Origin of the sequence: Falsihalocynthiibacter sp. SS001, assembly GCF_042445055.1 — a bacterium.
GTDB lineage: Bacteria > Pseudomonadota > Alphaproteobacteria > Rhodobacterales > Rhodobacteraceae > Falsihalocynthiibacter.
The window spans coordinates 2,725,860-2,749,532 of sequence record NZ_CP170339.1 but is presented as its reverse complement, the minus strand read 5'-3'; the positions used below and the strand labels follow the sequence as shown (position 1 = coordinate 2,749,532).

The 23,673-nt window shown below is 54.2% G+C and carries 20 protein-coding genes and 1 tRNA gene; 9 read left to right on the top strand and 12 right to left on the bottom strand.

The genetic code is table 11. From position 1 onward, the window contains the following. Positions 1–4 precede the first annotated feature (4 nt). The 6 genes from ACFE33_RS13190 to ACFE33_RS13165 all read right to left on the bottom strand — a co-directional run bounded on the left by ACFE33_RS13190 (position 5) and on the right by ACFE33_RS13165 (position 6,351). Positions 5–1,024, bottom strand: coding sequence for a helix-turn-helix transcriptional regulator (locus ACFE33_RS13190; RefSeq protein WP_380054253.1), 1,020 nt, complete (start codon positions 1,022–1,024; stop codon positions 5–7). 573 nt (positions 1,025–1,597) lie between these two features. Next, positions 1,598–1,672 (bottom strand) — tRNA-Glu (locus tag ACFE33_RS13185). 115 nt (positions 1,673–1,787) lie between these two features. Then, on the bottom strand, positions 1,788–3,539 hold the full coding sequence (recJ, locus tag ACFE33_RS13180; RefSeq protein ID WP_380054251.1) for a single-stranded-DNA-specific exonuclease RecJ: 1,752 nt from the start codon (positions 3,537–3,539) through the stop codon (positions 1,788–1,790). An 86-nt stretch (positions 3,540–3,625) separates the two neighbouring features. Next, positions 3,626–4,591, bottom strand: a complete 966-nt coding sequence (glpX, locus tag ACFE33_RS13175; protein WP_380054248.1) for a class II fructose-bisphosphatase — start codon at positions 4,589–4,591, stop codon at positions 3,626–3,628. A 60-nt stretch (positions 4,592–4,651) separates the two neighbouring features. Then, entirely contained in the window at positions 4,652–5,938 is a 1,287-nt protein-coding gene (locus ACFE33_RS13170; protein ID WP_380054246.1) for a homoserine dehydrogenase, read from the bottom strand. Positions 5,939–6,060: 122 nt separating this feature from the next. Then, positions 6,061–6,351, bottom strand: a complete 291-nt coding sequence (locus ACFE33_RS13165; protein ID WP_380054245.1) for a hypothetical protein — start codon at positions 6,349–6,351, stop codon at positions 6,061–6,063. A gap of 122 nt (positions 6,352–6,473) precedes the next feature. On the opposite strand from ACFE33_RS13165, the gene ACFE33_RS13160 reads away from it, so the two are divergent. Then, entirely contained in the window at positions 6,474–7,061 is a 588-nt protein-coding gene (locus tag ACFE33_RS13160; RefSeq protein WP_380054242.1) for a TetR/AcrR family transcriptional regulator, read from the top strand. A gap of 4 nt (positions 7,062–7,065) precedes the next feature. Here the strand turns inward: ACFE33_RS13160 and ACFE33_RS13155 are convergent, their stop codons facing one another. Continuing rightward, on the bottom strand, positions 7,066–7,977 hold the full coding sequence (locus ACFE33_RS13155; protein WP_380054240.1) for a pirin family protein: 912 nt from the start codon (positions 7,975–7,977) through the stop codon (positions 7,066–7,068). Between the two features lie 171 nt (positions 7,978–8,148). Between ACFE33_RS13155 and ACFE33_RS13150 the strand changes: the two genes are divergently transcribed. After that, positions 8,149–8,679 (top strand): hypothetical protein, encoded by a 531-nt coding sequence (locus tag ACFE33_RS13150; RefSeq protein ID WP_380054237.1) that lies wholly within the window; start codon positions 8,149–8,151, stop codon positions 8,677–8,679. Here the strand turns inward: ACFE33_RS13150 and ACFE33_RS13145 are convergent, their stop codons facing one another. From ACFE33_RS13145 to ACFE33_RS13135, 3 genes are all read right to left on the bottom strand, one after another. Then, positions 8,680–9,189 (bottom strand): TadE/TadG family type IV pilus assembly protein, encoded by a 510-nt coding sequence (locus ACFE33_RS13145; RefSeq protein WP_380054234.1) that lies wholly within the window; start codon positions 9,187–9,189, stop codon positions 8,680–8,682. It lies immediately after the preceding gene. 85 nt (positions 9,190–9,274) lie between these two features. Continuing rightward, on the bottom strand, positions 9,275–9,802 hold the full coding sequence (locus ACFE33_RS13140) for a TadE/TadG family type IV pilus assembly protein (protein ID WP_380054231.1): 528 nt from the start codon (positions 9,800–9,802) through the stop codon (positions 9,275–9,277). A 17-nt stretch (positions 9,803–9,819) separates the two neighbouring features. Continuing rightward, entirely contained in the window at positions 9,820–11,592 is a 1,773-nt protein-coding gene (locus tag ACFE33_RS13135; RefSeq protein WP_380054229.1) for a Tad domain-containing protein, read from the bottom strand. 417 nt (positions 11,593–12,009) lie between these two features. On the opposite strand from ACFE33_RS13135, the gene ACFE33_RS13130 reads away from it, so the two are divergent. The 7 genes from ACFE33_RS13130 (at position 12,010) to ribD (ending at position 20,484) form a co-directional block, all read left to right on the top strand. Beyond that, on the top strand, positions 12,010–13,395 hold the full coding sequence (locus ACFE33_RS13130; RefSeq protein ID WP_380058718.1) for a Glu/Leu/Phe/Val dehydrogenase: 1,386 nt from the start codon (positions 12,010–12,012) through the stop codon (positions 13,393–13,395). Positions 13,396–13,523: 128 nt separating this feature from the next. After that, positions 13,524–15,536 carry a DNA primase gene (gene dnaG, locus ACFE33_RS13125; RefSeq protein ID WP_380054226.1) on the top strand — a complete coding sequence of 671 codons (2,013 nt, stop codon included), beginning with the start codon at positions 13,524–13,526 and terminating at the stop codon, positions 15,534–15,536. Positions 15,537–15,659: 123 nt separating this feature from the next. Then, positions 15,660–17,651 carry an RNA polymerase sigma factor RpoD gene (gene rpoD / locus ACFE33_RS13120; protein ID WP_380054223.1) on the top strand — a complete coding sequence of 664 codons (1,992 nt, stop codon included), beginning with the start codon at positions 15,660–15,662 and terminating at the stop codon, positions 17,649–17,651. A gap of 47 nt (positions 17,652–17,698) precedes the next feature. Further along, the gene (locus ACFE33_RS13115; RefSeq protein ID WP_380054221.1) at positions 17,699–18,115 is read left to right on the top strand and encodes a secondary thiamine-phosphate synthase enzyme YjbQ; all 417 of its coding nucleotides are present in this window, start codon (positions 17,699–17,701) and stop codon (positions 18,113–18,115) included. 135 nt (positions 18,116–18,250) lie between these two features. Then, on the top strand, positions 18,251–18,709 hold the full coding sequence (locus tag ACFE33_RS13110) for a hypothetical protein (protein WP_380054218.1): 459 nt from the start codon (positions 18,251–18,253) through the stop codon (positions 18,707–18,709). Positions 18,710–18,897: 188 nt separating this feature from the next. Further along, positions 18,898–19,365, top strand: a complete 468-nt coding sequence (gene nrdR / locus ACFE33_RS13105; RefSeq protein WP_380054215.1) for a transcriptional regulator NrdR — start codon at positions 18,898–18,900, stop codon at positions 19,363–19,365. A 45-nt stretch (positions 19,366–19,410) separates the two neighbouring features. Further along, the gene (gene ribD, locus ACFE33_RS13100) at positions 19,411–20,484 is read left to right on the top strand and encodes a bifunctional diaminohydroxyphosphoribosylaminopyrimidine deaminase/5-amino-6-(5-phosphoribosylamino)uracil reductase RibD (RefSeq protein WP_380058716.1); all 1,074 of its coding nucleotides are present in this window, start codon (positions 19,411–19,413) and stop codon (positions 20,482–20,484) included. On the opposite strand, the gene ACFE33_RS13095 is transcribed toward ribD, so the two are convergent. Next, positions 20,481–22,544 carry a capsular polysaccharide biosynthesis protein gene (locus ACFE33_RS13095; protein ID WP_380054213.1) on the bottom strand — a complete coding sequence of 688 codons (2,064 nt, stop codon included), beginning with the start codon at positions 22,542–22,544 and terminating at the stop codon, positions 20,481–20,483. The two genes, ribD and ACFE33_RS13095, sit on opposite strands and share 4 nt — an antisense overlap. 10 nt (positions 22,545–22,554) lie before the next feature. Then, the gene (locus tag ACFE33_RS13090) at positions 22,555–23,670 is read right to left on the bottom strand and encodes a polysaccharide biosynthesis/export family protein (protein ID WP_380058714.1); all 1,116 of its coding nucleotides are present in this window, start codon (positions 23,668–23,670) and stop codon (positions 22,555–22,557) included. Between the last annotated feature and the right edge of the window lie 3 nt (positions 23,671–23,673).

The window sequence follows — 23,673 nt, the reverse complement described above, 5'->3', positions numbered from 1 at the left end:
GACCTCAAGAGACGGATGATCGCTTAAATTTTGCCAGTTCGCTCGGAGGTCGCCCTGTCATTCGCCGTACCGCTCGAGATAAAGCAGGAGAGCTTGAGTACCCCAGCCGCTCACAAACTCTGTCTATAGATGTGTCGTCTTCTAACAGCATTTTCTTCGCTAACCGACACCGAACAATCTCTAATTCCGACGAAAAATTTGTCCCTTCTTTCGCCAATTGACGCTGTAGGGTGCGAACGCTCATATTCATCGCCTCTGAAATACTAACTATTGTGGGTTCACCTCCATGCAGCAAGCTCTCGAGAACTGGGCGTATTGATCCGGCTAACGTCTTATCTTCTGCCAATGGTGCAATATTTTTCTTGGAGAGCATTGGCAGCCGATCTTTCGAAATTATGCGAAACTTTCGATCAGCAATATCGCTGCTGATTGTTGCTGAAAACACAGGCCCTTTGGATTCTACCACTCCATTCCCGAACCAAGGTCTAAGATGTTCAACGCCATGTTCCGGATGCGGGATGATTTCTAACTTATTAACAGAGGGATTGGTCATGGTTGCAAAGGAGCAAATCTGATTGACCATCGAGGCCAACATTACGTGAATTGCGTGCAGGCTCCGCTCGTCAATCTTTAACCGCCAGGATTCTCGTACAATCAAATCAGGGCCGATATCAGAAATCACAATATCTTCGTGCGAGGAGTGCATGGGTAAAAATCTCGCCACGCGCGTCAAGGATTCGCGAGGAGATTGCGTTCCAAGCGCTATCCGGCCAATATATGCGAGCTCTCCTACGCTGGCCGACGAGACCACTCGGCATGGTAAGTCAGGCCCCTCTTGGTCCGAAGCATTTCTCAAGAATGAAATCGCATTAATCAAAGGAATAGGGTCTTCGGGAGCCAAATTGAACCAACAGCCCAATCCGACATTATCAAGGCTTCGATGTGTCGGTCGACCGTTTGCGTCCATCCAACGAACAATTGGCAGAAGATTGGCTGCTCTAATTGTGGGTAGAGTTTTCACCATGTGATCATCCGCGACCTATTGATATCATTGGAAAGAAGTTAACACGTTTCTCACGCACAGCAATAATTTGTCGACTTATCGATCAAAAGCGGTCGATTGCCGAGCGCTAAAGGAAGTCAACATGGGGCAACTTCTTACGCATCGACCTCACGCACTAAACAGGCTGGAGCAGACAATCTCTCAGCTATGCATTGTAGGGCGATTTGGTTCGAAAGAATCTTGAGGAGATAGCTATCCCAAAGCGTGTACTGGTCCAGTATTTCGAAGACTACTGGAATAGAAAAAAGCGGTTATGAAACTGAGTGGACCCCTTGAGTAGTTCAAACTGAAAGTTGGTGCATGCTTGGCATCTGGTCCAACTGAATGATGGCGATCTATGGTCCTCCGTTTCCTAACTATAGGGACGGACCGCGTCAAAGGGTGAGGATCAGGATACTTCGGTGCCGGAAGTCCAATGAAGTAAGCTGTATGGGGGATCCAGCGGAACAAACTAGGGGTGCGTAATCCCTTACCTAGCAATGGGTGCGGGAATATCGCTAAAAAACTCAATGAAATCAAAGGGGGAAACACAAGTGGCAGTCCATAGGGGAATCGAACCCCTCTTTCCAGGTTGAAAACCTGGCGTCCTAACCGATAGACGAATGGACCAAACCTTGTGTGAGGCGGTATTTACGGAAAGGGTGAGCGCTGTGCAAGAGGCTTTTTGCAAGAAATGTGAAAAAAAATCGAAAACATTCTTTCCGTATAAAACTCCTCTTGTTTTTCAGGCGTCTGAGGCGCGGCAGGCATCCTCTAGACGCATTTGCGGTTTTTGACGACCACCCCAAGTGTTGATTTCGAGTCGTCCTGCGAGGTGAAAACGCGCCCCTCCGTGATTCTCCAGCGTGGGGCCTAGCTCTGAGTCGAAGGCTCCAAAACAGATAGCTTCGATTCTCTGGCCGAGACCGTCGCCGAACGTCACTTTCAGATGACTTTCACCGACTCGTTTAACAAAAAATATCTGCTGGTCCGGAAAAGCGAATCGAGGCGCGGGGGCGGATGCGCCGAAGGGGCCTGCAGCTTCGATTTGCTCAATGAGTTCGACAGTGACGGCACCTGGCATCAACATTCCGTCCAAGCGTAGATCGGCGGGGCCTGCGGAACCTGCGCCTTGTTTCTCCAAAAGTTCCGAGAGGCGCGCCATTGCCGCATCAAGCTTTTCTTCACTGACCGAGAGGCCCGCGGCCATCTTGTGCCCGCCGCCCTTGATCAAAAGCCCTTCGGTCGCGAGCTTGTGGATTGATGCGCCCAAGTCCACGCCCGAAATCGAGCGACCCGAGCCTTTGCCCTCACCATTATCGAGGCCGATTACGACTGCGGGGCGGTTGGTTTTTTCCTTTAGTCGGCTTGCAACAATTCCAACGACGCCCGCGTGCCACCCCTGACCAGCGGCCCAAACAAGCGGTGCATCAAGCCCGCGTTCCTCGGCTTGTTCCATTGCTTGTGCACGGACGCTTTCCTCGATCTCGCGCCGCTCTGAGTTAAGCTGATCCAGTCGCTCGGCGAGAGCAGCAGCTTCGGAACTATCCGTAGTTGAAAGGAGCCGCGCGCCGAGGTCTGCTTTGCCAATGCGCCCCCCAGCGTTGATGCGTGGCCCAAGTAGAAAGCCCAGATGATAGCTATTGGGGGCGGAATCCATTCGGGCGATATCTGCCAGCGCGACAAGTCCGGTTCGGGCGCGCTTGGCCATTACCTTGAGACCCTGTCGAACCAAGGCGCGGTTTACACCAATCAGTGGGGCGACATCGGCGACGGTTCCCAACGCCACGAGGTCTAGCATCGCCAGCAAATCGGGGCCTTTGGTGCCTGCTTCGCGGAGTTGGCGGTTGGCCTCGACAAGCATCAAGAACACGACGGTCGCGGCACATAGATGCGCAAGGTCGCCGCTTTCGTCTTGTCGGTTTGGATTCACAACGGCGTGCGCATCAGGGAGGGTTTCGCCGCCAAGGTGATGGTCCAGAACAACCACGTCGGTATCCTTGGCCGCCGCAATCGGCTCGTGTGATAGGGTTCCGCAATCGACACAGATGATCAGATCGTGATTTTCCGCAAGGGCGGACATTGCCTCGACGTTCGGGCCATAGCCTTCGTCAATTCGGTCGGGAATATAGAGCGTTGCCTCGCGTCCCATTTGACGAAGCCAGTCGATTATCAGCGCAGCAGATGTGGCTCCATCCACGTCATAATCAGCAAATATCGCGATGCGTTCGTTCGATTTGATTGCGTGAAGGAACCGCGCCGCGGCTTTGCCCATATCAAGCAGACTCTGTGGATCAGGAAGTAGATCACGCAGGGCGGGGGCGAGGAAGCTCTCTACCTCGGCGGCGGGGACGCCACGCTTCGCGAGAACGCGGCATAGCGCGGGCGGGAGATTTGTTTGCTGTTCAAGGGCGAGGGCCGCGCGATCTTCGTCTCCTGTTGGTCCTTGCCAGCGACGACCAGTTAGAGATTTGGAAACATTGAGAAAATCGCTCATGCGGGCCCCTATATGATTATAGCGCGCCCATTGGACGCGCTATGTTGGTTTCTGTCAATTTAATAGTGGAGGGCGGCACCCTCGTACTATTTCGTTGGATTGCGATAGATCATGCGCCGCACCGAACCTGTCTTGGAGCGCATGAGAATTGTTTCGGTCGTAAGGTGCCCGACTTCGCGCTTAATTCCAGAGACAACCGACCCATCGGTTACGCCGGTCGCTGCAAAAATAACGTCCTCGGTCACCAGATCGTCACGGGTGTAGACGCGATCGAAATCTGTGATGCCGATCTTGGTTGCGCGGCCGCGTTCATCATCATTGCGGAAGACGAGGCGACCATAGATTTGCCCGCCCATACATTTGAGCGCCGCTGCTGCCAGCACACCTTCAGGAGCACCACCAGAACCCATATACATGTCAATTCCGGTAATCTCTGCCTCTGCGCAGTGGATGACACCTGCAACGTCGCCGTCGGTGATCAACCGGATAGCAGCGCCAGTTTCGCGCAGCTCTGCGATCATAGCTTCGTGGCGCGGGCGCTCCAAAACGCATACCGTGATATCTTTGCTTTCACAGCCTTTGGCTTTGGCAAGGGCCGCGACGCGCTCGGAGGGCGACATATCAAGTGTAACCGTATCAACGTCATAACCGGGACCGATTGCGAGCTTGTCCATATACACATCGGGTGCATGCAGCATTGAGCCGCGCGGCCCCATTGCGATCACGGTCAGCGCGTTGGGCATATCTTTGGCGGTGAGGGTTGTCCCCTCAAGCGGATCAAGGGCGATATCAACGGCGGGGCCTGTGCCTGTGCCGACTTCTTCACCGATGTAAAGCATTGGAGCCTCGTCGCGTTCGCCTTCGCCGATAACAACGACACCGTCGATATCGAGCATATTAAGCTGATCGCGCATCGCGTTTACGGCTGCTTGGTCGGCTGCTTTTTCGTCACCTCGGCCAATCAGGTTGGCGCTGGCAATTGCCGCTGCTTCTGACACACGGGCAAGGCCCAGTGACAGCATTCTATCGTTAAAATCTTTGGCATTAGCCATAAAACATTCCTTGCTCTCTCTTAAGGGACGCTCTGAACACGGGCGGGCCAGCCCATGAAATCAGACCGCTTCGATACGTATCGCGACAGGATCGGAAGCCAATACCGCCGTTTTCTTGAATCCGACTATAGCGTCCTCAATGGCGCTGCGGGTGGTTTTATGCGTAACAATCAAAACAGGTGCTGTTTGGGCGGCATGGCCGTATTGGCGCATCCGGTCAATAGAGATGCCTGCCTCGCCCAGTTCCGTCGCGATTTGCGCCAGCGCACCGGGCTTGTCCAATAGCTCAAGACGCAAGTAATACGGGGCCGAAGCACTGGAGGTTGCGCTTGTCGCGGCTTCCAAACCTTCCGCAGGCTTCCCGAATGTTGCCAAACGGGTTCCACGAGCGATATCGACGATATCCGAGAGTACAGCACTTGCGGTCGGACCTTCGCCAGCGCCCGCACCGCGCAGAACGATCTGGCCAACTTCGTCGCCCTCGATAACAACCATATTGGTGCCACCCTCGAGCTGTCCGAGCGGCGAATCCGATGGCACCAAGCAGGGCGACATACGCTGCTCAAGACCGCGGCCCGTACGCTGCGCTACGCCCAAAAGCTTGATGCGATATCCCATATCGGCGGCTTGTTCGATATCTTCGATGGTGACGCGCTGAATGCCTTCAAGCTCTACGCCTTCGAAATCAACCTTGGTGCCATAGGCAATCGCCGATAGCAGCGCGAGTTTGTGGCCCGCATCTATACCGCCGACGTCAAGGTTTGGATCGGCTTCGAGATAACCAAGCTGATTGGCCTCCTCGAACACTTCTTCATATGTCAGGCCAGCGTTTTGCATGCGCGTCAGGATGTAGTTACAGCTTCCGTTCATCACGCCCATAATGCGGGTGATGTCGTTACCTGCGAGACCTTCGGTAAGGGCTTTTACGACGGGAATTCCGCCTGCTACGGCGGCTTCGAACCTGATGACACGATCAACTTTTTCCGCAGCAATAGCGAGTTCGTGGCCGTGGATCGCGAGTAGGGCCTTGTTCGCGGTGACGACATCTTTGCCAGCAGCCAGAGCCGCTTCTGTTGCTTCCCTTGCGGTGCCTTCACTGCCGCCCATCAACTCTACGAACACGTCAACATCGTCGCGTTGCGCCAGTGCAATGGGATCATCTTCCCATGCGTAGTCCGAGAGAGGCACGCCGCGATCTTTGTCGCGCGAGCGGGCAGACACGGCGGTAATCACGATAGGGCGACCAGAGCGGTCGGCGAGCATATTCGCCTTTTGTCGAATGATTTTCACAACCCCGACACCAACGGTTCCCAATCCAGCAATTCCAAGTCGTAAAGGCGCGGTCATAGGGTGGTCCTTGGTTCTATTCATCAGAGGGTTAGGTGAGCGTCTGTTAGCCTGAAAACCTTCCATGTGCAACGGAGGCGCACCCGTCGCAGTGATTTATTTACGCAATGACGCGGATTATTCTATTGGCCCTGACGCCGTTCTATTGCGGCCTCAAGTTCGTCGCGGTCGTCAGGTGGAATTACGGGGCCGCGAAGAGCATCCGCGCGACTCTTGAGAGAAGCCAGGCCGCCGATTTGAGTTGCCGACGTTCGGGGCGTGGCAACATTTAGGTCGATGGACGATAGAGGCATCAGTGTTGGATAGGGTTGCGCCCGTTCTGCCGATGTTAGCTCAAGCCCGATTTCAGGCGTCGCAGAGCACCCCGCCAAGGCGAAGACAAAACCAGCAAGGAGAGCGGAACAACGGAACAAGATTGCCTCAATCTTCAGCGAAACATTGTATTCGTTATAGACCTGCACACAAAAAGAACAAGATGCGCCCCCTCGGTGTGTTCGCACTAGAACCTGAACGATTGTTCATTTAAAATAATGCCATGGCTAGGAAAACAGGTTCCCACTCGAATATCACAGGCCCGCGCATCCGCGAGGCAGCGCTTTCACTGTTTGCAAAGCAGGGGTTCGCGGCGGTTTCAATGCGCAAGATTGCAAGTGAGGTCGGCGTTCAGGCGGGCGCGCTTTATCTTTATACGCCTGACAAACAGACGCTTTTGTTTGATTTGATGCAGAGCCATATGGAGGAGCTTTTCGAAGCTCTCGAACAACTTCCCCCATGTGAGGGCGCGCGCGCCCAGCTTGAACAGTTCGCGCGGTTTCATATCGGCTTCCATATCGAGCGGCCGGATTCCGTATTCGTCGCCTATATGGAGTTACGGAATCTGGAACCCGGGAATTTTGCGATCATTGAGGAGATGCGCCGCCGTTACGAACGACATCTCGAAGAGATCGTGACGCGCGGTCAGGCCGAATGCGTGTTCGACGTTGCCGATAGCAAAATTGCCGCCATGGCCCTTATTGCGATGCTTACGGGTGTAAACACTTGGTATCGAGAGGGCGGGCGCATGACCCGCGCCGAGGTTAAGGATATTTACGCGCAGATGGCCCTTAAGGCTGTCGGCGCGTAAATCGTTAGTGTGCTGGGCGGATGAATGTACCGTTGCGCAAGTCTGCCATCGCCTGACGCAATTCCTCGCGGGTATTCATCACAATCGGGCCATGCCACGCGACGGGCTCTTGGATGGGCGCGCCAGAGATCAAAAGAAAGCGGATACCTTGGTCACCCGCTTGAACCGTGACTTCGTTACCCGTTCCGAAACGAACAAGCGTACGGTTGCCTGACATGTCACGGATGTTCACCTCTTGGCCTTGCACTTCCTTTTCAAGAAGAACACCCGTTGGGGTGGATGCGTCCGAAAAGCGACCAGAACCTTCAAAAATATATGCAAAGGCACGACGGTATGTGTCGATTTTAAAGCTCTTCTTGACGCCTGCGGGTACCAAAATGTCCAGATATTGCGGATCCGCCGCAATACCGTCGACCGGCCCGCGCTTGCCCCAGAACTCGCCAGTAATAACCTTCACGCGCGTTCCATCATCGTCGATGATAACCGGAATATCATTCGACTTCATATCTTGATAGCGCGGCTCGGTCATCTTGAGATCGCTCGGCAAATTCGCCCAGAGTTGGAAGCCGTGCATCTGCCCCGTTGCGTTGCCGTGGGGCATTTCCTGATGCATGATGCCTGAGCCAGCTGTCATCCATTGAACATCGCCCGCGCCAAGCGTGCCCGTGTTGCCAAGGCTGTCGCCGTGTTCAACCGAACCCGAGAGAACATATGTGATCGTTTCGATGCCACGATGTGGATGCCACGGAAAGCCCGCAAGGAAATCCTCTGGGTTTTCGTTTCTGAAGTCATCAAACAGCAGAAATGGATCGAGCATGTCTGGGTTTTCGAATCCGAATGCGCGGTGCAATTTTACGCCAGCGCCTTCGAGCGTTGGCTTGGCCAGCGAAGTATCAAGGATGGGGCGAATTGACATGGTCTTATCCTTTCAAAAGATATGCTTTTGAAATAGCGCGGATCGTGGTCTCAAATAATAGCATAAATCGCACATGAACTGTGCGTTTTTGATTAATCAGTCGCACACTTGTGTTTTCTGCTCTAGGAAACTAGGGCAAACGTGAATGGCGCAGCCAAGATGGAGAATGCAGTGAGCAGCGATTTAGATCCAACAAACGGAACATTTCAAGACGGCGACCTTCCTGCGGTTTTCGTTGAGGTCAAGCCGTCTGTTCTGCGACGCTATTTCGGATTGGCGGTTCTTTATTTGTTGGGAGCGATCATTCTCTATGTGGCGTTCGTTCAGCCTCCAGCAGAGCTCATCTGGCAGCTATTCCTTTTCGCCTTTGGCGGGGTGGTCGTTTATCTGGGAGAGAAAATGCGCAAGGCAACTCTTGAGGCTGTGCAACTAACCAAAGATGGATTGTTCTCGACCGACGGCACCAAGCTTGTGGGCATTGAAAACGTCAGGTCAATCGACCGCGGGGTTTTCGCTTTCAAACCCTCCAACGGGTTCACGGTTAACCTCTATAAGAAAGAGGGCCGAGCATGGGCGCCAGGTCTGTGGTGGCGTTTGGGTAAACGTGTTGGTGTTGGCGGTGTGGTTCAGGCATCACATACCAAATCGATGGCAGAGGTACTGGCCGCGATGGTGCATCAACGCAATCACGGTCAAGACTGATTAGCAGGCTTCCCAGCAAAGCTGTGGCACGAAGCGCGATCGTGTCACAGCAACTTCGATCATCTCGAACTCATCGATTCCGACGTTGAATACCGGCTGATAGCTCATGTTGGTTTCGACCATCAAAACGCGATCATTCACCGGCATCAGCGGAACTTGACCGTCGTATTTTACGACATCCTCGTTGGTAAGCCCGGCATGTCCGCCTGTGGCGTATGACCAGTCGCGAAGAAGCGTACGGGTATCTTTGTCACAATCTTCTGTGCACACCAGCGAAGTCACGCGAAGCCAAGCGTCCTGATCGTTCGTATTCGCCAAGAACTCGAACATTTTTTGAAGGCCGTTGATATAGTCCGCATTCACTGGATCGAGCTGTCTGCTGAGCATATCGGCAACCGTAAATGTTGCCTTGAGGTTGGTGCTGCGCGCTTGATACGCGTCAAAGAACGCAAAGGTCGCCACAAATGCCCACGCGAGGATCGGGAACATGAGTACAGCTTCGATTGTCATGCTCCCGCGTGTATCCTTCGCAAAATTGCAGAGGGTGGTGGGGGGCTGCAAGAGTTTGTGCCGTATTGAGAAAAGCTGTTTCATATTAGTTCGGCTCGTTCACGAAGGCAGATACAGATGCGAGGGCATAACCGCCATCACTGTCATGCTGGGGAAGTTCAAGAGCTAACTCGGATGATTTGAAGAACGGATCAACGATTACACATGCGCGAACAAGCATCATTTCGTTTTGTTGGCCGCCGTCAAACTCGGTGTAAGGGTTCACCTCTTCGCCACGGTCCACGCAGTTGGTCGCAGTCCCGAGCGGGGCCCATGTGACAGTGGAAACTGGGCGCAGCTCAATCAGAATGACATCGAGACACGATGGAATAATAGCGGCCAGACGGCAAATCTTCTCTTTGAGCTCGTCGTGTGTAGGTGGATTCCACGTCCCCAAGCGCAAATCCCGCACGGACATGTCTACGGCTCGTTCCAGCATCACATGCCGCACTTTGAGCACACCAATTTCAATCGAGCCGAAAAGGAACATTGCGATGAACGGGAACAGGATGACGAATTCAATCGTCGCGGTCCCCGCTTCACTCTTGGCGAAACGTCGTAGAAGACGCCTCATTATACTGGATTTCCGTGTCATTGTGTTAGGCGCAACTGGTTGATCTGGCTTGCGATTGCCGCAAATGCCTCTGAGATGTTTGTACCGTCAACGTCAAAGAAATGGTTCTCGGTGCTCGCACAATTACGCATCACACTGAGGTATTGCTCTTCAACTTCGAAGCCCAAAGTGAAGATCAAAATCTTCTTTCTTTTCGCTGCCTCGCAGGAGTTGAAAAGGTTTGTGTCTTGAGTGGTAGGATTCACAGTGTAGTTCAGTGGATCATTGAGTGCGCTGAACTGGTTGATCCATCGAATTGACTTGAGCGCATACAGTTCAGGCCACGTAAGCTGCTTAACATCATCTTCGTTATTCACGTCGGCTTCGACGTAGGTATAGGTTGGTTCATCAACGCAGCGCTCATACCAGCGGCTCTTGTGCTTGTACCATGAGCATACTTCTTCATAGCCGCTGATCTCATACGTGCCCGGGGCGTTTACCCACGCTCCCTCTTCGACATCGTAGTATTCATCATATTGCTCGTAATATACGAATGGGTTGTTGTTGCCCGATATTAGCTCAAGGAAAACGGGCGAAGGTCCTCGGCGCTTGCTAAGGTCCATAACGGCACGCCCCTCATGCTTACCGTCAGTCATCAGAACGATAACCTTAGATGAATCGCGCGTGTTTATTCCGTCGCCAAAGTCCAGCGGGCGCTCAGCATAGTCGGGGTGAATAACCGGATCGTCTTTTTCTGTGATGGCCTGAATCGCAGGACGTGCGGCAGGATCAAGCAACGCGACGCCCCATTTCATACCCTGATCAATGGATGTCGAGCCACCTCTGGTAAGCTGGCTTACGAAATCATCAACGTCATTGTAATCGTGCAGCAAGGGTTGAATCTCGCGTCCTCTGCCAATGGGGTCACAGTAAAAGCTGCGCGGTGTAGTTGAGGAATTGCTATAGCGGTCGAAGTGCGCAGATTGCACAAGATCTCCTGCTAGACTCACGCTTGTTGATTCAAAATCCTCGGACTCAAAGTCGACGCAGCGTGAATATCCGTGGTCTTGGAATACTCCGTATTGCTCGGCCAAATCTGGCCCTACGTCGACCTGTTCGGCGTAGGGGACAATCGTAAGTGATACACGGCCATCTTCAACAGTACATTCCTGTAGGCGTTGGGGGTCGGTCGGGTTGCAAAGCATCGCATAACCAAATTCCTTGGCCGCTTGCTGCAACTCATATAGCTTCGTATTGCCCGAGCTTGATGTGCCGCCCATAGAGCCGGAAACATCCACAACGAGTGAAATCTCTACGTCTGTAATGCCTTCCTCAGCAGAGCCGACAGCGGGCGAGCTTAGGTGATCAATCCCGATGAGCCCCATGAATGTAGTGTCGATTTCGAGGCTCGTTGCGACAGACACCTTGCGGTAGTTGCGAAAACCACCAGACACGACTGTTTCGTGCTGGATATCCAAATCATACCCGCCCAAGCCTGCTTTGTCGAAATAGTCACGTACAACCTCTTCGGGGTTAAGATCCTGATCGAGACTCGCCGCTGCAAGAACCGCACGGTCCAAGGTGTACTGCATCCGTGTTCGTTGGGTTTCGAGGCGAATAACATCAACGGCGAGGCCGCCAACGATAAGCATGATGACAAATATGAACAATGAGAAGAGGATGAGAGAGCCGTCCTCGTTCCGTCCAAACAAATTCGCTCGCTTAACAATACGGCTGTTTTTTGCCGATAAAGCGCGGCGCGGTTTACTTGCGCCCAAATCTGTGAAGGTATTCCTTAAGTTCAAATACATTTGTTTCGCCTTTCCCAGAGCCCGGTAAACGGGATCTCCTTAAGATGCGTACAATGCGCCATCGGTTTAATTCACACAAAGATGTGGCCGAAATAGGGCGATCGTATATCCAAGCCTTAAAAGTAAACGCAAAATTAACGGTTTAGAAGAAATGATTGCAATTTATTGTTTTTTTACGGGGGATTATATGGCCTCTCGGCCGTTACTGTTTCAGGAATTGCGAAAGTTTCTTGAGGTTCTCGCGCGGAATCGAATTTGGTAAATATTTTCGGTGGTTATCGCTAACACGGGTGGCATGCACAAAAATAAGGCATAGGTTCGAAGTTCAATTGTAGATTAGTGATTCGTTAATCACTTTCAGGAGGGCAATCCGTGACCGTAATCCAAGAAACAACCTTTCGAGAATCAGTTGATCTGATGTTCAATCGGGCGGTGGCATTACTTGAACTGTCTCCGGGGCTCGAAGAAAAGATTCGTGTTTGTAATGCAACCTATACTGTTCGATTTGGTGTGCGGCTGCGCGGTAAAATCCAGACGTTCACGGGGTATCGGTCGGTGCACTCCGAGCATATGGAGCCCGTGAAAGGCGGCATTCGTTTTTCGATGGGTGTTTCGCAGGATGAGGTTGAGGCACTCGCGGCATTGATGACGTATAAGTGCGCGTTGGTTGAGGCGCCGTTTGGTGGATCGAAAGGCGGGCTGTGTATTGATCCGCGCGAGTACGATGCGCATGAACTTGAGCTTATCACGCGCCGATTTGCCTATGAGTTGGTCAAGCGTGACCTGATCCACCCAAGCCAGAACGTTCCCGCACCTGATATGGGAACGGGTGAACGTGAAATGGCGTGGATTGCCGATCAGTATTCCCGAATGAACACCACGGACATCAATGCGCGGGCCTGTGTGACGGGCAAGCCATTGAACGCTGGCGGTATCGCAGGACGTATCGAGGCAACTGGGCGCGGTGTGCAATATGCGCTTCAGGAATTTTTCCGCCACAAAACAGACGTCGCAGCTGCGCGGTTGTCGGGCAAGTTGGACGGAAAACGGATAATCGTGCAGGGTTTGGGGAATGTGGGATATCATGCTGCCAAGTTCCTTTCCGAAGAAGACGGCGCCAAGATTATCGGCATTGTAGAGCATGACGGTGCGCTACTGGACGAAGATGGCTTGGACGTTGAGGCGGTTCATCACTGGATCGCGGGACACGGAGGCGTGACCGGTTTCCCGAATGCCAAGTATGTTAAAGACGGCGCAAAACTTCTGGAGCACGAGTGCGATATTCTGATCCCCGCCGCACTTGAGGGCGTGATAAACCTCAAGAATGCTGCGCGAGTCAAAGCACCATTGATTATCGAGGCGGCGAACGGTCCGGTTACCGCTGGTGCGGATCAGATTCTGCGCGAGAAGGGGTGTGTGATCATTCCGGATATGTACGCAAACGCAGGCGGCGTGACCGTTTCCTATTTTGAGTGGGTCAAGAACCTTAGCCACATTCGTTTTGGTCGGATGCAGCGCCGTCAGGAAGAGGGGCGGCACCAACTTGTTGTTGACGAGCTTGAACGGCTCTCGGCCAACAAGGATCTGGGATGGACGCTTTCACCTGATTTCAAGGAAAAATACCTTAAAGGTGCTGATGAGTTGGAGCTTGTGCGCTCAGGGCTGGATGACACCATGCGCGCAGCTTATCAATCAATGCGGGCGGTTTGGCACACACGCGACGACGTCACCGATTTGCGCACCGCTGCTTATATTGTGTCCATTGAGAAAGTCGCCGCGAGCTATCGCGCGAAGGGCCTTTAGAACACTGGCATCAGCCGCGGGAGAACTGCGGCTGATGCCACATTGCGGGGTGAAATCTACATCAAATGTGAACACGCTCGCGCAACAAGCGCTAGACTCTGGCTGGACTGCGGGGGATACTGCGCGCCATGAGTTTACCCCCAGGATTTCTTGACGAGCTACGAACGCGCACATCACTTTCGCAGGTGGTCGGGCGCAAGGTCATGTGGGACACCCGCAAGTCAAATCAGGGTAAAGGCGACATGTGGGCGCCATGCCCGTTTCATCAGGAAAAATCGGCATCATTTCATGTCGATGACCGCAAGGGATTCTACTATTGCTTTGGCTGTCATGCCAAAGGCGACGCCATAAGTTTCGTTCGGGAAACGGAAAATGTGGACTTTATGGAAGCGGTCGAGATTCTGGCGCGCGAAAGCGGAATGACTATGCCCGCGCGCGATCCAAAAGCGCAGGAAAAGCAGGACCGTAGAACCGAATTGGCGGCCGTGATGGAGCAAGCCGTTCAGTTTTTCCGCCTCCAACTTAAAACCGCTGCCGCAGAGAGCGCGCGCGCTTACCTTGATCGCCGTGGGCTGCCTGTACAGGCGCAGGAACGCTGGGAGATCGGCTTTTCTCCGGACGCGCGTCAGGCTTTATTTTCGCATTTGACCGGTAAGGGAATTGCGCCTGAGTTGATCATTGAGGCGGGGCTATGTGCGGTTCCGGAGGACGGCGGCGCGCCCTATGATCGTTTCCGTGGGCGCATAATTTTCCCCATCCGCGACGCAAGGGGGCGTGCCATTGCGTTAGGTGGCCGCTCACTAGATCCGAACGCGCGTGCGAAATACCTAAACTCGCCCGAAACGCTCTTGTTTGATAAGGGCCGTAGCCTGTTCAATCACGGCCAAGCCAGAGAGGCCTCGGGCAAGTCGGGCAACCTTATCGTTGCCGAAGGGTACATGGATGTAATTGCCCTATCGGAAGCAGGGTTCAAGGCAAGCGTCGCCCCGCTGGGAACGGCAATAACCGAGGATCAGTTGCGTCTACTTTGGCGTATCGCGCCAGAACCCATTATCGCGCTTGACGGGGACAAAGCGGGTCTGCGGGCCGCGATGCGCGTGATCGATATTGCGTTGCCTTTGCTGGAAGCGGGGCAGAGTTTGCGCTTTGCTGTCATGCCAGAGGGGCAGGACCCCGATGATGTTCTAAAGGCCGAAGGCAACGGCAAAATGCAGGAGTTGCTGGATGGTGCTATGCCGATGGTACAGCTCCTTTGGCAGCGCGAAGTCGAGGGCAAGTCATTCGATAGCCCCGAACGCAAGGCCGCACTTGATAAATCGCTGCGCGAGGCGATCAAGAAAATCCGCGATCCCTCGATCCGAGGACATTACGCAGAAGATCTTAAGCGGATGCGTTGGGAATTGTTTGGCACAACCCCGCAAACGTCAGAGCCTCCGCGATTTGAACATCGCCCTTACAATAAGCAACCGTTTAACAAGTCCCGTGGTGGTTTTGTGCGCGGCAAGGGCGGCAAAGGGGGCTGGAACCAAGGCCCGACAGTGCAGCCAGTGACCAAGACGTCGCTGCTTGTAACGGGCACGGATTCCGCAGCGGATGTTCTGCGCGAATGCGTGGTACTCGCAACGATCATGCGTAACCCGCATTTGATTGAACGCTTCGAGTTGCAAATCGAGCGGTATGAGTTCTCGACGCCCGAGTTGAACTTGATCCGCGACGTGTTGCTGCGGGTCTCGCCGCATTGCGATGTCGAAGAGGAAGTATTTAATGCAGTTGGCCCAGACGCCCTTGAAAACTTGCTACGTCCGCGCCATGTCCAACTTGCACCCGGGATCAGAAACCCCGACAAGTCGGACCTTGCCGAGCTATGCGTAGCCGAGGAAATGGCCAAGCTGTTGGCGCGCCGTGGCGCGCAACGCGAAGTTTCCGAAGCAATTCGTGATCTGGAGGGGCATGCAGGTGAGGACGTGACTTTCCGACTGTCGCAAGCTGCCGAGACCAGAAACCGAGCGGAACGCAGCGAAGGGGAGGACTCTGCGGAATACGACGTCGGAGAGAACGGAGCCCCCATGGTGCGCAGCGAACGATCTGCATTAGACGCAGTATTGGCGAAAACGGGTCTTTTTGGACGAAAAGACACATGAAAATGCGCGTTTGGTGAGGAACACGTAAGGAAAACAGAGTAAACCAGTTGCGAATCAGCGATTCGCGTTGTTGATTCGTAACAAGACGTGATTCGCTACCCGACGCTTTTGTAGGAGCTATGAATGGCCGCCAAAGATATAGACGACCGTAAACGAGACGACCAAGACGCAGAAGCGGGCATGGACATGAGCCAAGCCGCCGTCAAGAAGATGATCGCGGATGCGCGCGAGCGCGGCTACATTACATATGATCAGCTCAATCAGGTTTTGCCGCCGGATCAGGTTTCTACCGACCAAATCGAAGACGTGATGTCGATGCTCTCTGAAATGGGTATCAACATCATTGAAGACGAAGAGGCGGAAGAAGAAGAGAAGGGCAGCACTGCCGTCGTCGAAGCATCGGGCAACCGTGAAGTTACGACCACCTCAACAACCACCGAAGTTCTGGATCGCACCGATGACCCAGTGCGGATGTATCTTCGTGAGATGGGCTCGGTTGAATTGCTCTCTCGTGAAGGCGAGATCGCGATTGCGAAACGCATCGAGGCGGGCCGCAACACGATGATCGCAGGCCTCTGCGAAAGCCCTCTGACGTTCCAAGCGATTACGATCTGGCGTGACGAGCTTCTGAGCGAAGACATTTTGCTGCGCGATGTGATCGACCTTGAGACAACATTCGGCAACACCATCGGCGAAGATGACGAGGACGCACAAGAGCCTGTCGTTTCCGGCCTGAACGTTGCACCCGCTGCGGGCGCAGACAAAAAAGAACCAACCACCGAGCTTGACGCCGATGGTAATCCGATCGCCACGGATGATGACGATGATGAGGACGAACAGGCCAACATGTCGCTGGCCGCGATGGAAGCCGCCCTTAAACCGCGTGTTCTTGAGACGCTCGACCAAATTGCGCGTGATTACGAAAAGCTGTCGGAGATGCAGGATATCCGTATCTCTGCAACGCTGAACGAAGATGAGAGTTTCTCGACGAAAGCCGAGGACACATATCAAACGCTCCGCGCAGAGATCGTTAAACTGGTGAACGAGCTTCATCTGCATAACAACCGTGTAGATGCGCTGATCGACCAGCTTTACGGGATTAATCGTCGCATTATGTCGATCGACAGCTCCGTCGTGAAGCTTGCTGACCAAGCGCGCATTAACCGCCGCGAGTTTGTCGACGCCTATCGCGGGCGTGAGCTTGATCCGTCATGGCTCGAAGAAATGTCTGAAAAGTCCGGCCGTGGTTGGCAGAGCTTTATTGAGCGTTCGAGCGATAAGGTCGCCGAGTTGCGCACAGAGATGGCGCAAGTCGGGCAATATGTCGGCCTCGATATTTCGGAATTCCGCCGTATTGTTCAGCAGGTTCAAAAAGGTGAGAAAGAGGCGCGTCAGGCCAAGAAGGAAATGGTCGAAGCCAACCTTCGCCTCGTGATCTCTATTGCCAAGAAATACACCAACCGTGGCCTTCAATTCCTCGATCTTATCCAAGAAGGTAACATTGGCCTCATGAAGGCGGTGGACAAGTTTGAATACCGTCGCGGATACAAGTTCTCGACTTATGCGACATGGTGGATCCGTCAGGCGATCACGCGCTCTATTGCGGATCAGGCGCGCACGATCCGTATTCCGGTTCACATGATCGAAACGATCAACAAGCTGGTGCGTACAGGTCGTCAGATGCTGCACGAAATCGGCCGCGAGCCGACACCAGAGGAACTGGCAGCCAAGCTTCAGATGCCGCTTGAGAAGGTCCGCAAAGTGATGAAAATCGCCAAGGAGCCGATCTCACTCGAAACTCCAATTGGTGACGAAGAAGATAGCCAGCTCGGTGATTTCATTGAGGACAAGAACGCGATCCTGCCACTGGACTCCGCGATCCAAGAGAACCTCAAAGAGACCACGACGCGTGTCTTGGCTTCGCTTACACCGCGCGAGGAGCGTGTTCTGCGGATGCGTTTCGGTATCGGCATGAACACTGACCACACACTCGAAGAGGTCGGTCAGCAGTTCTCGGTGACACGCGAGCGTATCCGCCAGATCGAGGCTAAAGCGCTCCGCAAACTCAAGCATCCAAGCCGTAGCCGCAAGCTGCGCAGCTTCTTGGATCAATGATATGAGGCGCCCCTTCGGGGGCGCTTTTTTCTTGGGTTGACGGTACTATGACGACACATAGCGAATTTACAATTCAGACCCACGGCGCTGGGCTTTATGAGTTCACCGATCAGGTCGCGCGATGGGTTTCGGGAACTGGTTTGCTGACCCTGTTTGTTCAACACACCTCCGCGAGTCTTCTTATTCAGGAAAACGCAGACCCCGAGGTTCAAACTGACCTCCAGAATTTTTATCGGCGCTTGGTGCCGCCCACGTCCGATCCGTCGATGTCCTATCTGACCCATACATATGAGGGGCCTGATGACATGCCAGCACATATCAAGGCTTCTATGCTGCCGATAAGCCTTTCTATTCCAGTAATCGGTGGGCAGATGGCGCTTGGGACTTGGCAGGGTATTTACCTATTCGAGCATCGCGACAGTCCACATCATCGCCGTGTGGTGGCGCAAATGTTCAATTCCTAAGTGTTGAAACTGGAGTTTGTGTGAACGCCAATTGTTCGGCCGTCTTGAAAATGTGAACGCGAATGAGTGGACGTTCTTCTCTAACCCATTTATACAATTAGGATATTATTTACACTTATAGTGGGAATCTGGCTCATGACTGTTTTTAAAGCTGCGGCCGTTTTGGCTCTTGTTGGATTAAGTGCTTGCTCGGCGACTGTTTCTGGTGGTTCAGGTGGCGCTGGCCCTAATCGATTTATTGCAAGCAACAACATGGTTGTTTACGGCGACCCTTCTGTTCCTGGTCGTTTTGAAGTTCAGCAACGCGCTGGGCGTGGTGGCTCCGATTATTGGTGTGCCGCTGGCGAGTATGCAATCCAAGGTATGGGCGTAGGCCCGGCCTCACGTATCTATCTCGAAACTCCATATGGAGCAGGGTATCTGTCCAATAGCGGCAAGACTGCTGGCTTCACCGTCGCCCCTGATGCACAGCTTCAAGCTGCAGCGGCGGCACAATCCAATGGTCTAACGATGTCTATTAAGCGCGTCGGGGAAAACTGGGGTGCGGAGCATGCGCGTACGCAATGCCCGACATTCTTTGATCCGCTACGCTAATACACACCAATTGGTGAATCGATTGGGCGCGTTGCTATTGGCGGCGCGCCCTTTTTCATGTCGGGCTGAATCACTTGCGCAACAGTTTCCCCCCTCTATTTTGTGCCTCGATTTCGGGACTACCCAACTCTTCGCGGCTGTCCTATAGTACCTGTGGAAAACATTTTAACTAGCCCAAGGGAGTGGCCATGCGCTGCCCATTTTGCGGAAACGTTGACACACAAGTTAAAGATTCACGTCCAGCCGAGGATCACGTAGCCATCAGGCGCCGCCGTTTTTGTCCTGCTTGCGGCGGACGATTTACGACGTATGAGCGCGTTCAATTGCGCGATCTCGTGGTGATCAAGAGCAATGGACGACGCGAAGAATTTGATCGCGACAAGCTAGAGCGCTCGGTACGCATTTCATTGCAAAAACGCCCAGTAGAGCGCGAGCGTATGGACCAGATGATCTCTGGCATTGTGCGCCGCCTTGAAAGTATGGGCGAGGCCGATATCAAGTCGGGCACGATTGGTGAGATTGTGATGGAGGCTCTCGCGCGGATTGATACCGTTGCCTATGTGCGCTTTGCGAGCGTGTATAAGAACTTCCAAGCTGCGGATGATTTCGACAAATTCGTGAGCGAGTTGCGCCCTCCTGCGCCCAAGGACGACTAGGCATTGGGTGGCTCTGTGCCTCAGACTGCAATTGATAACCGATTTATGCGCCGTGCGATTGCTCTTGGTTCACAGGGGCTAGGAACGACATGGCCGAACCCTTCGGTTGGGTGCGTGCTTGTGCGCGACAATAGGGTAATTGCCGAAGGCGCGACCGCGCAGGGCGGACGCCCCCACGCCGAGGTGGTTGCCTTATCCCAAGCTGGCGAGGCCGCCCGCGGCGCAACGGCCTATGTGTCATTGGAGCCTTGTACGCATACTGGCGAGACAGGGCCGTGCGCCGAGGCATTGATTGCCGCAGGAATAGCGCGGGTTGTCTATTCAATTGAGGATTTGGATGCGCGTGTCGCAGGCCGTGCGCGTGCGATGTTCGAAGCGGCAGGCATTACCGTAACAACAGGCATTCTTGAGGAAGAGGCCCGCCAATCTCATGCTGGATTTTTTAAGGTGCGCGAAAGTGGGCTTCCCTTTGTAACGCTCAAGATTGCCACAAGTATCGACGGCAAAATCGCGACCCAAAGCGGTGAAAGTAAGTGGATCACAGGCCCCGAAGCACGTCGTCATGTTCATGCCATGCGTGCGCGTCATGATGCGGTGCTCGTTGGTGGTGGCACCGCGCGCACGGATGATCCGATGTTAAACGTGCGCGATATTGGCGTGACGCACCAACCCGTCCGTGTGGTGGCGTCGGCGGGGCTTGATATTCCGCTTGGCGGAAACCTAGCGCGCACGGCTGGCGAAATTCCGTTGTGGGTCTGCCATGCGGCGGACGTCTCCGACTATATGCTGGATGCGTGGCGAGGTCTTGGCGCGAAACTAATTGAGGTTGAGCGTGATGCGTCGCGGCAGTTATCGGTCGAGGCGATGCTGCGGTCTCTAGCTTCAGAAGGGTTGACCCGCGTGTATTGCGAGGGGGGCGGGCATCTCGCGGCGTCGCTACTCTCGGCTGGTTTGGTTGATCGTTTGATGACCTATACGGCGGGACTGGTGATCGGCGCAGATGGAATGGCCGGGATCGGCCCGATGGGGCTGCGGAATTTGCCTAAGGCGACGCGCTTTAAGCTAATTGAGGCGCGTCCCATTGGGGATGATGTGCTGCATCATTGGCAAGTGATCTAACGTCGCCAAAGCGGTGCGAGGCTAGCGAAGGCCCCTTGTAGTTTTGCCAATAATTTCAGTCCGCCTCTGCGCTTGGCTGGCGTTTCACCAAGCCGCTGCACAATAAGTTCAGGCGGACAGGGAAGCCCTGTCTTCGGATCAAAATATCGTGGCGCGTCGATAAGGGCAGCGTGGACCAAACCGTCGAGCGGCGGTTGAGCAGTGCGCCGTGCGGGAACTTCGCCAAGGTCCGTCGTTAGCCCCCAGCCCGCATAAAATGGCGTGCCAAGGCAGGTAACAGGTATGCCGCGCAGCAGAGCCTCAAAGCCAAGAAGCGACGTCATGGTCCAGACTTCGTTTACTGCCTCGAGCACCGAAATCGGATCGGCCTCATTCAAAACCAGATCACAAAACTCGAGCGCATCGGCCTCTGCGATTGCCCCGGTGCGCAGCCCTGCTTCTGTATCAGGGTGGGGCTTGTAAAGGATCACCGCATCAGGATTCCGGCGGCGGGTTTCTTGGAGAAGGGCGCGATTTGTTGAAACTTTTTGACAGCCCAGTTTGATCGACGCGTCATCCTCTACCTGCCCCACAACAAGGATGCGGTGGCCATCTGGCAATCGGGGGAGGGGGGCAGTTTGCAAGTTGTACTTGCTAAGCCCCGTTTCAATGATCTGTGTCCGCAGGCGTGCGGCGCGCTCCAAGTTGTCACTAGAAAGCTCAGTGGATTGCGCGATGAGGCGCTCTAATCGGGACTCGCTTCTTGGGTCGTAATAGACACCTAAATTATCGGTAATGAGTGACATCGGCGGAACCAAATCCGCGCCTAGACCGTGAGAGCGTAAAAAACCGTCCTCGGCGCGGATCACGGGCGTTTGCGTTGTGTTTGCATGCGTTAACAGCGACGGATCGGCGCGGTTCGCCCAGACAAGGAGCGGGCGGCCCGCTTCGTGGGCGCGCCTGATTGCGTCTTCTGGTTTTGCGCAAAAGGTGAGGGGATGGAACCTACCGAAATATTGCTGAAGAGTTCGCCGCTTCCATAGACGCATTCCATATGCAATGTACCCGTCGCGATCCTCACGCCATGCGCGGGCGAAGACGGCGAGTGTTTCGATAACATCCTCTAGCTCACAGAGGCGGTCGTCATATGGATCGTACCACTTCGGGTAAAGTATCATTGCGGCGGCGAAAAGCTGTGCGCGGCTGAGTTTGCGCTCGCGGCGCGGGACGGGATACTCGTCCTGCGTGAGACCCCATCCTGCGTAAAACGGCTGTCCGAAAACGCGAGGTTTGTGGCCGCTGAATATGGCCTCGAACCCCATTTGCGACGAAACGGTATAGACGGCGACCGCCCCTTCAAAGAGTGTTTGGGGGGCTATGTTTTCGGCGTAAAGTTTGACGCGCGCGGTTTCGTCGGCCTCGGAAAAGTAGCCTTCGCGCGCCCCGCCGACGGTTTCTGGGTGGGTCTTGATGATGACGTTCGCGGCGGGATGCTCAGTTTGGGCAAAGACGAGCATTTCCTTGAAGCGCGTCAGATCTGCGCCGCTTGCTAAAACAGAAGCGTCGTCGCGTGTTTGGTCAATTACCAGAACATAGCCAGGGTCGGGTGGTGACACGTCAGGGTCATAGGCATTGTACTTGGAGAGTTTAAGCTCGTTGATGCGCTCAATCGCGGCACGCGCACGATTGAGTAGCGCGGTGTCATCAAGTGGTGCATTCGCTAGGATATCTTCGAGATCGGACGGGACACTGGGATCAAAATGTACGCCAGAATGATCGATGCAAAGACCAAGCGGAGGTTCCTTGGAAATGCGCGCAGGAAGGACCGAACGCAGAAATGCATCTTCTATCCGAACAACACTGGCGTTTGAGCGTGCTGAGATGTTTTCGCCACGGTGGGAGGTCGGGCTTTGCCCCCAAACTCCGATCAGGTCCGTTTCATTAGGCTTGCCGACTTTGATATCCAAGCCTGATAGCGCAAGGATACGGCGCACCCTTGGTTGCGTTAGAAAACCACCGTTAAAGACAAACAGCCGCCGAGATTGTTCCCCGGCGGCGATATTGCTGTGATCGTTAGACATCAGGTGCCTGCTAAAAGGCTTGTTCGAGCGTCGTAAGGTTTGCCGCTGGAGCAACGACTGAGCCCAGCGTTTTTTGGAACCGCACGTAAGGCGCTTCCGTTACATATACTGTGTCATTCTCGCGGATGTTGAAATCACGCGCGACGAACAGCCCGTTTGGCTTTGTGAGATCAAATACATAGATAATTCGCTGCGCGCCCTGAAGATCAGCGCGCCCCAAAACTGTTCTTGCTATGTCTTGAGGCTCATTTCGCAGAACGAAGATGCCCTTGGGATCAGCGAGATTTGAGTTCAGGCCACCAACTAGCGCGAGGGCTTCCATAGCTGAGATGGATTGCGACGTGAACGGTATACGGTTCTGTCCGCCAGTAGCGCCAAGTGCGGTGAAAGAGCGGCTGTCGCGCTCTACCAGAATGCGATCACCGCCGCGCAGGGCGATGTCCATTGATGGATTCTGGTACAGGTCCTGAAGCCAGACTGTGTTCTTTTGCCCGCCGCGCGTAACTGTCACGAGTGCAATCTCGGGTTCAATCGAAACACCGCCTGCTTGCGCGAGCATTGAGGCTAATGTGCGCGTGGGACGTTCAATCGGGTAAACCCCCTGTGCGCCAACACCGCCCACAATCGATACAGTCGAGCCGTCACCAGCAAGGCGGCGAACAGTTACCTGTGGATCAGGTGTTTGTTGATCAAGCTTGCGAGTGATTATGTTACGCAGCTGCTCAGGCGTATTGTCAGATGCCTTGATGCGGCCAGCGTAGGGAACGAAGATATAACCTTGGCCGTCGACTTGGATTTCATCTAGAATCGTTGCAGTCTGCGGCGCGCCCAGAATCGGAACGTCGGTGTTTTCCCAGATGGTTACCCCAAGGCGGTCGCCGGGGCGGATCACGTCGGAGCCAAGCACGCCAGCGTTCTTGAATGCAGAAGTGAAGCCCAATGTCGGCGTAACTGCGGTGGCGCGTGTCACACGATCATCTACTTCGACAACATGTGCGTTCCCTAGTTTTTGAACAGCACCATTTAGAATTTCGGTCTTGTTCGGGCCAGAGCGCGGCAAGGTGCAGGCTCCAAGCGCCAAAGTGAGCGCGAGCGTCGCACCAATTTGGATGCATTTTGATAACAGATT